This window comes from Paraburkholderia sp. BR14320 (genome assembly GCF_040948665.1).
GTDB classification, from domain to species: domain Bacteria; phylum Pseudomonadota; class Gammaproteobacteria; order Burkholderiales; family Burkholderiaceae; genus Paraburkholderia; species Paraburkholderia youngii.
This window is the reverse complement of the sequence record NZ_JBFPKG010000065.1, coordinates 23,062-34,455: the sequence shown is the minus strand read 5'-3', so window position 1 is coordinate 34,455 and position 11,394 is coordinate 23,062. Positions and strand designations below refer to the sequence as shown.

Annotated in this window: 8 protein-coding genes, 1 tRNA gene and 3 pseudogenes; 6 read left to right on the top strand and 6 right to left on the bottom strand. The window is 64.2% G+C overall.

Annotated elements, in window-relative coordinates:
- Window positions 1-218: 218 nt before the first annotated feature.
- Window positions 219-680, bottom strand: a complete 462-nt coding sequence (locus tag AB3X89_RS34940; RefSeq protein ID WP_368587316.1) for a hypothetical protein — start codon at window positions 678-680, stop codon at window positions 219-221.
- A gap of 486 nt (window positions 681-1,166) precedes the next feature.
- Here AB3X89_RS34940 and AB3X89_RS34935 point away from each other — a divergent pair.
- The 5 genes and pseudogenes from AB3X89_RS34935 to AB3X89_RS34915 form a co-directional block, all read left to right on the top strand.
- Window positions 1,167-1,362 (top strand): annotated as a pseudogene (locus tag AB3X89_RS34935) (Zn-dependent hydrolase); the annotation flags it as partial.
- Entirely contained in the window at window positions 1,359-2,849 is a 1,491-nt protein-coding gene (locus AB3X89_RS34930) for a M81 family metallopeptidase (protein ID WP_368587315.1), read from the top strand. The pseudogene AB3X89_RS34935 and the gene AB3X89_RS34930, both read left to right, overlap by 4 nt.
- Before the next feature lie 78 nt (window positions 2,850-2,927).
- Window positions 2,928-3,004 (top strand) — tRNA-Val (locus AB3X89_RS34925).
- 193 nt (window positions 3,005-3,197) lie between these two features.
- Window positions 3,198-3,781, top strand: a pseudogene (locus AB3X89_RS34920) (dihydroxyacetone kinase subunit DhaK); the annotation flags it as partial.
- Window positions 3,761-3,844, top strand: a pseudogene (locus AB3X89_RS34915) (hypothetical protein); the annotation flags it as partial. The pseudogenes AB3X89_RS34920 and AB3X89_RS34915, both read left to right, overlap by 21 nt.
- 155 nt (window positions 3,845-3,999) lie before the next feature.
- Here the strand turns inward: AB3X89_RS34915 and AB3X89_RS34910 are convergent.
- From AB3X89_RS34910 to AB3X89_RS34890, 5 genes are all read right to left on the bottom strand, one after another.
- Entirely contained in the window at window positions 4,000-4,134 is a 135-nt protein-coding gene (locus AB3X89_RS34910; protein ID WP_018424239.1) for a hypothetical protein, read from the bottom strand.
- Between the two features lie 36 nt (window positions 4,135-4,170).
- Window positions 4,171-5,226 carry a permease gene (locus AB3X89_RS34905; RefSeq protein ID WP_368587314.1) on the bottom strand — a complete coding sequence of 352 codons (1,056 nt, stop codon included), beginning with the start codon at window positions 5,224-5,226 and terminating at the stop codon, window positions 4,171-4,173.
- Window positions 5,227-5,251: 25 nt separating this feature from the next.
- Window positions 5,252-6,319: a tRNA 2-selenouridine(34) synthase MnmH gene (gene mnmH, locus AB3X89_RS34900; RefSeq protein ID WP_368587313.1), complete on the bottom strand. Its 1,068-nt coding sequence runs from the start codon at window positions 6,317-6,319 to the stop codon at window positions 5,252-5,254.
- Between the two features lie 118 nt (window positions 6,320-6,437).
- On the bottom strand, window positions 6,438-7,496 hold the full coding sequence (selD, locus tag AB3X89_RS34895) for a selenide, water dikinase SelD (RefSeq protein WP_368587312.1): 1,059 nt from the start codon (window positions 7,494-7,496) through the stop codon (window positions 6,438-6,440).
- Window positions 7,497-7,766: 270 nt separating this feature from the next.
- A complete protein-coding gene (locus AB3X89_RS34890; protein WP_368587311.1) occupies window positions 7,767-8,093 on the bottom strand; it encodes a beta-xylosidase in 327 nt (108 codons plus the stop codon).
- 226 nt (window positions 8,094-8,319) lie between these two features.
- On the opposite strand from AB3X89_RS34890, the gene fdnG reads away from it, so the two are divergent.
- Window positions 8,320-11,388 (top strand): formate dehydrogenase-N subunit alpha, encoded by a 3,069-nt coding sequence (fdnG, locus tag AB3X89_RS34885; RefSeq protein ID WP_368587310.1) that lies wholly within the window; start codon window positions 8,320-8,322, stop codon window positions 11,386-11,388.
- The last annotated feature ends 6 nt before the right edge of the window (window positions 11,389-11,394 follow it).

The window sequence follows — 11,394 nt, the reverse complement described above, 5'->3', positions numbered from 1 at the left end:
GTGCGGATTGCCCGTGTGAAAGTAGGTAATCGTCAGGCTCCCCCACAAGCCAGAAACCCCACCCCCAGCGGTGGGGTTTTTGCGTTTACGCGGCCAATTCCGCGCGCTTCAACTACTTTCCGATCCGAAGCGCATCCGCGTAACCCGGCGACTTCCGACACGCTCGCTTAAAATCCGTGTCCTTCCGGCTCAGGCGGTCGGCACTTCCTCTAAAACCGCTATGCCCGCTTTCGCGCCGGCGCCCGATCGGATCCCCCTGCAATAAACCGGTCGAGTCTTTCACTGGCCTCGGTAATCGCCCAAAGCGGAGCGCGATGCAACTGCCGATCGTACCTCGTCGCGATCGATGCAAAGAGCTCGAATCCCGCTTCGTCCAGCTTCCATTCGTCGCGTTCCCGACCTGCGTCGAACACCATCGCCGAGGCGCGATCCGCGGCGTGGAGTTCTTCATGGCTCATCGAGCCGAAGCCGGCATCGGCGAGGTAGCTGGTCAACAGCATGATCTGCGTGAGCGTCTGTGCATCGCTCTTCGTGCCGACGCCGCGACGCAATGCGTCGAGCGACAGATGAACTCGTAACGCGAGATCGTCGGCGATCTGGCGCGCGATGGGCAACAGCATGGCTTTGGCATGCCGCGCGCGGGCGGCGCTGGTGTTGCGGAAAGGAATCGGTTGTGCCATGGAGATCCAAGGGGTTTGCCTGAGCACATGCAATAACGGCGCGCTTCGCAAAAGGTTGAGCCTTCATTGCGTTTTACCCGCTTCCTTCGACGAAAACGTTTGCTGGCAACCACTTGCGCGCAAATTGCCGGCATGTCGCGGCGTCTGTAGTCGAGCGGATTGACACCTACATCGCCCGCGGTGCGCCGTTTGCTACCCTCGAATCCAGCGGTTTTCCCTCCCATCCTTCGCCCACGGAAAAGCGTCGCCACATTCCGACCTCGCGGACGTCCGGTCGTCAGCCTTGGCCAAACCTCTCTATCATGACAATTGGAACAACACCGACCAGCAAGCCGGAAGGGAGCAAGTCCGGCCCGCAAGCGCCATCCAGCTGCGTTCGACCCAAGGAAGCATCGATGCGGGCTCCATGCGGTGAACTGCCTCGCGCGCTCGATCATGCGCCGCGTCGCCGCGGCACGGTCGGCTGTCTCGACGTGCCTGTTCCCGATGGATGTGATCAGCGGCGCGGGCCACGACGCGGTCTATCTCGCGCGCGTCACACCCGGCAAGACGATCTTCGTTCCATGAAAGGACGGCGTCAGCCACAACGAAACCGAGGACGCGCGCCGATCAGCTGGAAGCCGGCTTCAATATGCTGCTGCAGCTGAGCGCGACGTCGAGGACAGGGAGCATACGCGCATGAAGATCCTGATCGCACGAATGAACCACGAGACCAACACGTTCTCGCCGGTAGAAACCCCGCTGGCCGCATTCGGCCGCAACGGTCCCAGCTACGGCCGCGCCGCGTTCGACGAAAACAAGGGTATGCAAACCGCGATGGCCGCGTTCATCGACGCGGCCGAGCGCGTCCACGCCGAAATCGTGACACCGATCTCCGCCATGGCGAATCCGAGCGGGCCAGTGGACGCCGCCGCCTACGATACGATCAGCGACGCGATCGTGGCAGCCGCGACGGGCTGCGACGCGGTGATGCTCGATCTGCACGGCGCGATGGTCGCCGAGAACTCGGTCGATGGCGAAGGCGATCTGCTCGCGCGTGTCCGTGCCTCATTGCCGCAAGCGCCGATCGCGGTCGCACTCGATCTGCACGGCAACGTCACGCAGAAGATGATCGACAACGCCGACATCATCGTCGGTTTCAAAACCTATCCGCACGTCGACATGTACGAGACTGGCGCGCACGCGGCGCGCCTATTGTTCGACATGATCGACGGCCACGCAAAGCCGGTCATCGCGTGGCGTCAACCGCCGCTGCTCACGCACACGCTGCGCAGCGCGAGCGCCGACGGCGCGATGAAACGCGCGCTCGATGCCGCGCACGCCGCCGAGGCCGAGGGCATGCTCGCGGTGTCGGTGCTGGCGGGCTTCTCGCTCGCCGATATCGACGCGCCATGCATTAGCGTCGTTGTAGTCGGCAATGGCGAGCGCGCGGATGCGGAGGCGGTCGCCGAGCGAGTCGCGCGGCAGATCTGGGACGAGCGCGACGATTTCGTCTATCGCAGCGCGCCGCTTGCCGAATCGGTCGCGCGGGCGGCGTCGCTCGCGCGCGGCGCCGACAAACCGGTGCTGCTGCTCGATCATGGCGACAACTGCATGTCAGGCGGCACGTGCGACACGATGGATCTGCTCGAGGAAGCATTGAAGCAGGGCCTCGAAGGCATCGTCAGCGGGCCGTTGTGCGACCCGCAGGCGGTCGCGGCCCTCGCGGCCTCAGGAGTCGGAAGTACAGTCACGCTCGCGATCGGCAACAAGCTGACAAACGATGCTTTGCCATCGCGTTCGCCGCTCGCCCTGACCGGCGTCGTGCGCGCGCTGACGGACGGCGAATACGTGATCAGCGGTCCGACCTACACGGGCCAACGCGCGTACATGGGTCGCGCGGCGGTGCTCGACACTGGCACGGTGAAACTCGTCGTGACCGAACACACGCATGAGCCGTGGGATCTCGGCGTGTTCGAGAGCGTCGGCATCGATCCGCGCCGCGCGCGTTTTCTGCTGCTCAAATCACGCATGTATTGCCGGCCCGTATTCTTGCCGATCGCGGCGGCGCTCGTCGAATGCGATAGCCGCGGCGTCACGAGTTCGGACTACGGTCTGTTCAGATTCGAGCACGTGAAACGGCCGGTTTATCCATTGGACCCTGACACCGAATGGACCGCGACGAACTGATCAACACACATGCGTTTCGATAAATCGCCGCAAGGGCTTGTGAAGTCCGCAATGAGTCTCTATAATTCGCGCCTCTAAAGGCTCGTAGCTCAGTTGGTTAGAGCACCACCTTGACATGGTGGGGGTCGTTGGTTCGAATCCAATCGAGCCTACCAACGCATCTGTGACGTAGACGAAAGCGGTTCCGCTTTCGTCTACGGTCCTGTCAAATCCATCCCGTCGTTCCCGCAGTTTCGCCGTTCGGCATCACGTTCCCTTCGCTTTCGTTATCCGCTCGTGGCTCACAGCTCGTGCACATTCACGCGTTCTCTGCCGCTGCCGCGTCGTCGTTCGACAACGCGCGGCGAGGTCGCGCTGATCTCCGGCGGCGGCTCGGGCCACGAGCTCGCGCACGGCGGCTACGTCGGCCACGGCATGCTGAGCGCGTCGGTGGCTGGCGAAGTCTTTACATCGCCATCCACCGACGCCGTGCTCGACGCAATCCGTGCGGTGGCCGGTCCCGCGGGCGCGTTGCTGATCGTCAAGAACTACACGGGGGACCGCTTCAACTTTGGCCTCGCGGCCGAAATGGCGCGCGCCGAAGGCATTCCCGTCGAGATGATGATCGTCGCCGACGACGTCGCGTTGAGCGCGAGCGGCGATCACGCGGGCCGTCGCGGACTAGCGGGCACGGTGCTGTTCACAAGATCGCGGGCGCGGCAGCGGCGCGCGGTTTGCCGTTGGCCGAGGTCCCGCGGATCGCCAAAGAAGCGGCCGCGTCTCTCGGCACGATGGGCGTCGCGCTGACGCCCTGCACGGTGCCGGCCGCGGGCAAGCCGGGCTTCGAACCGGGCGATCGCGAAATCGAATGGGGCCTCGGCATTCATGGCGAACCCGGCGTGGCGCGCGGTGCGCTGGAGCCGGCCGATGCGATGGTCGGCAAGCTGCTGGCAACGACCTCGCGTACCGCCTCGATGCATCCGCGCCGCGGGCGTTCGAGTTATGTCGGCGAGCGAGCGATCGGTCATGTGGACCCGGGCGCGCACGCGGTGGCGTCATGGCTCGCAGCGATTCGCGAGGCCCTTTCCGGGTCAGGCGCGGGCGAACACGAACGCTACTGCGAACGCAACGGGCAAACGAGCTTGCACGGACGAGAAAAACAACGATGCCTTCAAGGCCGTAGCAGATCGAACCCCGCGAAAGCAACGACGCCGCTCAGCGCGATCAGCGCCACCGAATGCTGTCCAACGTACAGCAGCCCGGCGGCGGACCAACACGTGACGGCGAAAGCGGCGATACGTTTCATGCTTCCTTCTTCTACGACTCGAACTCAAAAACCGGCTCAGAAGCCTAGCGTAACGGCCAGCAAGCCACTGACGACACCGCACACCACCACCGCACAGGCCACCATCGTCAGCACGCGCCGCGGAAACGACCGCGCGAGCATCGCGAGCGACGGCACGCTGACGAGCGGCAGCGTCATCAGCAGCGCGCCGGCGGGGCCGGCGGCCATACCGAACGACAGCATCGCCTGAATGATCGGCACTTCACCTGCGGTCGGAATCACGAACAGCGTGCCGGCGATCGACAGCGCGATGATCCACAGCAGGCTGTTGTCGACGTCCGGGCCGATGTGCGGAAACAGCCACGCGCGCGCCGCGCCGAGAATCAGCACGAGCGCGATGTATTCCGGCACGAGCCGCAGCGTCATGCGCCCGAGAATCGAGATCCAGCGCGAGAACGCGGTGCCCGGATCGTCGGCGCTGACCAGTTGCGCGACGGCCTCTCGCGACGCTTGCGCTTCCTGCGGCGTGACCATGCGGTTCACGAGGTAGCCGAGGCCGAACACCATCACGATGCCGAGCGCGAGACGCAGGCCCATCCACTGCCAGCCGAGCACGAAGCCCATGAAGATCAGTGTCGCGGGATTCAGCGCGGTATTACCGAGCCAAAAAGCAATCGCCGCACCCGGTGCCGCTTCGCGCGCGCGCAGGCCGGCGACGACCGGCGCCGCGCAGCAGGTGCACATCATGCCCGGCAACGACATCAGGCCGCCTTTGACGACGCTGTTGAAGTCGGCACGACCGAGCGCGCGCGCGACCCACTGCGGCGGAATCAGCGCCTGCACCGCGGAGCCGAGCAGCAGGCCGAGCACCATCGCCTGCCAGATCGCCTTGCCGTACGCGAGCGCGAAGTCGATCGCGGCCTGCCACGAGGCCGCCGGGGCGCTCGCGGACGTGCCCATCAAGATCGACTTGCCGATCGAATGCTGGCTCGCGGCGACGAACGCGCGGTTGTAGTACGGAAACCACTTCACATAGAAGAGGCCGACGACGGCGATCAGCAGGAATACGATCCCGCCAAGCGTGACGCGGGGTTGCCGAAGGGTTGATTGCATGATGGTTCTTAAATGTCGTTGTGAGTCAACCGAGGACTAGCGTACGGGTGTCGAGCTGCGCGAGCAGCGTTTTCGCCTGCTCGACGACGTCGGCATCGTTCGGGCGGAAATCGAGTTGCAGCGCATTCGGCAGCTGATCGAAATGCTGGCCGCTGCTGCGCGCATACGCGGGATCGTAGTGAAGTTCGATCAGTTCTTGCGCGAGCTCGGCGCGCCGGTTGTCGTCGACGAGCCGCTGCCAGCCCGTGACCCGCTCGCGGCTGTGCAGGCCGATCAGCCGTTCCAGCTGTCCCTTGAAGTAGTCGGGATGCTCGAACAGATGCGCGTAATCCTGCAGCAGAAATGCCGCGCGATCCTCCCGGCTCGAACGCACCTCGACGCACGCGCCTCGATGAAACGTTTCGAGCAGCGCGAGCGGCAGCGTGACGGTGCCGATGCGCCGGCTTTCCGCCTCGACGAACACCGGCCGGTTCACGTCGAAATCTTGCAGAGCGGTGACGAGCAGCGTGTCGAAACGCTTCTGCGACGGCTGCTGCACGCCCGTGTACGCGCCGAGCAGCGAGCCGCGATGCGAGGCGAGCGCCTCGAGGTCGAGCGTTTGCGCGCCGGCCTGATGCAGCGCCGACAGCAGCCGTGTCTTGCCGCTGCCGGTCGGGCCGACGAGCGCGATGTAGCTGAAGCGGCGCGGCAGGGTTTCGAGCCTCTCCAGCGTGGCGCGCCGATAGCTCTTGTAGCCGCCCTCGAGTTGCCGCGCTGACCAGCCGATCATGTTGAACAGCGTCGTGACCGAGCCCGAGCGCTTGCCGCCGCGCCAGCAGTAGATGAGCGGGCGCCAGTTGCGCGGCCGGTCGGCGAACGTGGTTTCGAGATGATGCGCGATGTTGCGCGCGACGAGCGCCGCGCCGAGCCGCGTGCCCTCGAACGGCGACACCTGCTTGTAGGTCGTGCCGACCAGCACGCGTTCTTCGTTGCTGAGCACTGGCGCGTTGGTCGCGCCCGGAATATGGTCTTCCTCGAACTCGAGCGGCGTGCGAACGTCGACGATTTCATCGAAATCGTCGGCTTTATCGAGGCTGACTAGAAGACTTTTCAAGGGAGTAGGGACAAAACGGACTGCGGGAAGTCCGAAATTATCGCATGCGCGGCTCGTTCGGGCCGGTTATGCGTCCGTGCCGGCGTTCTCCGGTGACGCGTCCCCTCAGCCGCCTGCCTCAGATGACCTCGACTCGAGCTTCCCCGCTCATCAGCTCGCCGATCACCCGCGCGTCGGCGAAGCCATCGGCGCGGAACAGCGCGAGCACCTCGTCGACCGCATCGGGCGCGCACGACACCAGCAGCCCGCCCGACGTCTGCGGATCGGTCAACAACGCGCGGCCGGCGGACGGCAACGTGGCGGGCAGCACCACGTCGTGGCCGTAGGCGTCCCAATTGCGGCCCGATGCGCCGGTGAAGATGCCGGCTTCCGCCAGGCTCGCGACGTTCGGCAGCCACGGCAGGTCCGCATAGCGCACGCGCGCGGTCAGCTTCGAGCCGCGCGCGAGTTCCAGCGTGTGACCGAGCAGGCCGAAGCCGGTGATGTCGGTCAGCGCATGCACGCCGTCGAGCCGCGCCAGCTCGGCGCCCGGCCGGTTCAGCTTGGTGGTCGCGCCGATCATGGCCGCGTAGCCGGCGTCATCGAGCCGGTCTTTTTTCAGTGCCGCGGACAGAATGCCGACGCCGAGCGGCTTGCCGAGGATCAGCACGTCGCCGGCCTGGCCGCCCGCGTTGCGCTTGACGCGCTTCGGATCGACGATGCCCAGCGCAACCAGGCCGTATATCGGCTCGACCGAATCGATCGAATGGCCGCCCGCGAGCGGGATGCCCGCGTCCGCGCAAACGGATTCGCCGCCTTTCAGCACGGCCGCGATCACGTCGTGCGCCAGCACGTTGATCGGCATGCCGACGATCGCGAGCGCCATGATCGGCTTGCCGCCCATCGCGTAGACGTCGGAAATCGCATTGGTCGCGGCGATGCGGCCGAAGTCGAACGGATCGTCGACGATCGGCATGAAGAAATCCGTGGTCGCGACGATCGCCTGGTCTTCGTTGAGCTTGTAGACGGCGGCGTCGTCGGCGGTGTCGTTGCCGACCAGCAGGTCGGGAAAAAACGGCAGCGGCGCGCTGCGCTTGAGCAGATCGGCGAGCAGGCCGGGCGCGATCTTGCAGCCGCAGCCGCCACCGTGCGACAGGCTCGTCAGGCGGGGCGACTGGCTTGCTTGGACTTGGGTCATGAGAGCGGGAGTTCGGGTTCGTCGAATGACCGCATTATGAGGGTAGTTTTCACACTGTGCAGCGTCGGCGCGGGCCGCAAACCGGCTTTATGCCAAAGCGGTATATCCGAACGATAAACGCCCGCGTAAAAAGTACTAACCCCGAAGCAAATGCCAACGGCAGGTGAGGCGATGAAACGAATTGTTCACGCGCTAACGCAATTGCGCATCGCCGCGCGAATTGATCGCCGTCGCCAATTAGCAAACCAATTACCGCGCGGTTGCAATGCCTTATTTATTGCTGCCCGCGCCGGTCCCATACAAGCCATTGTTGAATCCGCCGGCGCCTTGGGCTTTTTGTCCCTGGCCGGCGGTTTTGCCGCGCGCATTACCTTGTCCGCTGTCTTTCGACTGAGGCGTTTGCGATTCGTGAACCGCCGATGCGGCCGGTTCAGGCTTCGAACCCATTCCGGACGAACGGCTTTCCATGTGCGAAGAGCCGCCCGACTGGGGAATCTGCGCAAGGCTGGGAGAGTTGGTGGCCAACAGTGCGGCGCCGAGAAGCGCAAGCGAGGCTGCGCCGGCTACCGCGCGGCAGGAGTAAGCAGAGTAGTTCATAGGAGCGAATAATCCGTCGAGAAGGTCAATTGAATTTCACCATTCGCGCATTGAGCATGAACGGTGCCCGGCACCTGGAATAAATCGTGCAGGCAGGGTGCGCCGTTCACTCAACCGATTTTCGCATGTCCGATTTACCCGGGTGGCCAATGCACTACGATCGAGGTACATGTCGTGAAACGGCATCTATAATCAATTTTGTTCCCAAAAGAGCCGAGGCCATGCAATGACGCAAATGACTCGGCGACAATTCCTGAAGGTTTCTGCCACCTCGCTCGCCGGATCGAGCCTAGCCCTGATGGGCTTCTCGCCGACACCCGCGCTGGCCGAAGTCCGTCAGTACAAATTGTCGCGTGCTACCGAAACCCGCAACACCTGCCCGTACTGCTCGGTGGGCTGCGGCGTCCTCATGTACGGACTTGGCGACCAGGCCAAGAACGTGAAGACGAGCATCTTCCACATCGAGGGCGACCCCGACCATCCGGTCAATCGCGGCACGCTGTGCCCGAAGGGCGCGAGCCTGATCGACTTCATCCATAGCCCGAGCCGTCTGCGCTATCCCGAGTACCGCGCGGCCGGGGCGAACGAGTGGAAGCGCATCTCGTGGGAAGACGCGCTCGACCGCATCGCCAAGCTGATGAAGGAAGACCGCGACGCGAATTTCGTCGAGACGACCGCAGACGGCAAGAAGGTCAACCGCTGGCTGACAACCGGGATGCTCGCGGCGTCGGCCAGCAGTAACGAGGTGGGTTATCTGACGCACAAGACTGCTCGCAGTCTTGGCATGCTTGGATTCGACAATCAGGCGCGTGTCTGACATGGCCCGACGGTGGCAGGTCTTGCCCCGACGTTTGGCCGTGGAGCGATGACGAACCATTGGGTCGACATCAGAAACGCGGACTTGATTCTCGTGATGGGCGGCAATGCGGCCGAGGCCCACCCATGCGGTTTCAAATGGGTCACCGAGGCGAAGGCGCACCGCAAGGCGCGCCTGATCGTGGTCGACCCGCGCTTTAATCGCACGGCGTCGGTCGCGGACTATTACGCGCCGATTCGCACCGGGACGGACATCGCGTTCCTCGGCGGGGTGATCAACTATCTGTTGACGAACGACAAGATCCAGCACGAGTACGTGAAGAACTACACGGACGTGTCGTTTATCGTCCGTGAGGATTTTGCGTTCAACGACGGCATGTTCTCCGGCTACAACGCCGACAAGCGCAGCTACGACAAGACCTCGTGGGACTACGAGCGCGGCGACGACGGCTTCGCCAAGGTCGACCCCACGCTGCAGGACCCGCGCTGCGTCTATCAGCTGATGAAGAAGCATTACTCGCGCTACACGCCCGAGCAGGTCGAAAAAATCTGCGGCACGCCGAAGGACAAGTTCCTGCACGTATGCGAGATGCTCGCGGCGACGTCGGTGCCGGGACGCGCGACCACGATCATGTACGCGCTCGGCTGGACGCAGCACTCGATCGGCTCGCAGATCATCCGCACCGGCGCGATGGTCCAGCTGCTGCTCGGCAACATCGGCATCGCGGGCGGCGGCATGAATGCGCTGCGCGGCCACTCGAACATCCAGGGCCTGACGGACCTCGGCCTGATGTCGAACCTGCTGCCGGGCTACATGACGCTGCCAATGGAGGCGGAGCAGGACTTCGACGCCTACATCGCGAAACGCGCCGCGCAGCCGCTGCGGCCGAACCAGCTGAGCTACTGGCGCAACTATCGCGCGTTCCACGTGAGCTTCATGAAGTCGTGGTGGGGCGACAAGGCGACCGCCGAGAACAACTTCGCTTTCGACTATCTGCCGAAGCTCGACAAGTCCTACGACCTGCTGCAGGTCTTCGAGCTGATGAGTCAGGGCAAGATGACCGGCTACATCGCGCAGGGCTTCAACCCGCTTGCCGCCGCGCCGTACAAGTCAAAGAACGGCGCGGCTCTGGCCAAGCTGAAGTGGCTCGTGATCATGGATCCGCTCGCGACCGAAACATCGGAGTTCTGGAAGAACCACGGCCCGTTCAACGACGTCGACAGCGCATCGATCCAGACCGAGGTGTTCCGTCTGCCGACCACCTGCTTCGCCGAGGAACGCGGCTCGCTCGTCAGTTCGAGCCGGGTGCTGCAATGGCACTGGCAGGGCGCGGACGGCCCCGGCGAAGCGAAGAGCGACCTCGAGATCATGGCTGGGCTGTGGCTGCGGATTCGCGACGCTTATCGCAAGGACGGCGGCAAGTATCCCGATCCGATCCTGAACATGAGCTGGCCGTATGCGAGGCCGGACAGCCCGACGCCCGAAGAGATCGCGATGGAGTTCAACGGCAAGGCGCTCGCGGACGTCACCGATCCGAAGGACCCGACCAAGGTGCTCGCGAAGAAAGGCGAGCAGCTCGCGAGCTTCGCGCTGCTGCGCGACGACGGCTCGACTTCGAGCGGCTGCTGGATCTTCTGCGGTGCGTGGACTCAGGCGGGCAACCAGATGGGCCGCCGCGACAACTCGGACCCGACCGGCATCGGCAACACGCTGAACTGGGCGTGGGCATGGCCGGTGAACCGGCGGATTCTGTACAACCGCGCGTCGTGCGATCTCAACGGCAAGCCGTTCGATCCGACGCGTAAGCTGATCGCGTGGAATGGCAGCACGTGGTCGGGCGCCGACATTCCGGACTTCAAGGTCGACGAGCCGCCTGACGGCGGCATGAATCCGTTCATCATGAATCCGGAAGGCGTCGCGCGGTTCTTCGCGCGCGACGCGATGGTCGAGGGGCCGTTCCCCGAGCACTATGAACCGTTCGAGACGCCGCTCGGCTACAACCCGCTGCATCCGGACAACAAGCTGGTCGTCAGCAACCCGGCGGCGCGCGTGTTCCCGGCCGACAAAGCCACGTTCGGCACGCACGAGAACTTCCCGCATACGGCGACCAGCTATCGGCTGACCGAGCATTTCCACTACTGGACGAAGCACGCGAAGCTGAATGCGATCATCCAGCCCGAGCAGTTCGTCGAGATCGGCGAAGACCTCGCGAAGGAGATCGGCGTGGTGGCGGGCGACCGGGTCAAGGTGAGCTCGAACCGCGGGCACCTGATAGCCGTCGCGGTCGTGACCAAGCGCATCAAACCGCTGACTGTCGAAGGCAAGAAGGTGCAGACCGTCGGGCTGCCGATTCATTGGGGCTTCATGGGGCTCGCGAGGCCGGGCTATCTCGTCAATGCGCTGACGCCCCCGGTGGGCGACGGGAACTCGCAGACACCGGAAACCAAGTCGTTCCTCGTCAAGGTCGAAAAGGCATAAGGTAAA

Excerpts from the sequence above, each read along its gene's own strand:
- AB3X89_RS34940 (WP_368587316.1), bottom strand. The coding sequence starts at position 680 with ATGGCACAACCGATTCCTTTCCGCAACACCAGCGCCGCCCGCGCGCGG.
- AB3X89_RS34930 (WP_368587315.1), top strand. The coding sequence starts at position 1,359 with ATGAAGATCCTGATCGCACGAATGAACCACGAGACCAACACGTTCTCG.
- AB3X89_RS34910 (WP_018424239.1), bottom strand. The coding sequence starts at position 4,134 with ATGAAACGTATCGCCGCTTTCGCCGTCACGTGTTGGTCCGCCGCCGGG.
- AB3X89_RS34905 (WP_368587314.1), bottom strand. The coding sequence starts at position 5,226 with ATGCAATCAACCCTTCGGCAACCCCGCGTCACGCTTGGCGGGATCGTA.
- selD (WP_368587312.1), bottom strand. The coding sequence starts at position 7,496 with ATGACCCAAGTCCAAGCAAGCCAGTCGCCCCGCCTGACGAGCCTGTCG.
- AB3X89_RS34890 (WP_368587311.1), bottom strand. The coding sequence starts at position 8,093 with ATGAACTACTCTGCTTACTCCTGCCGCGCGGTAGCCGGCGCAGCCTCG.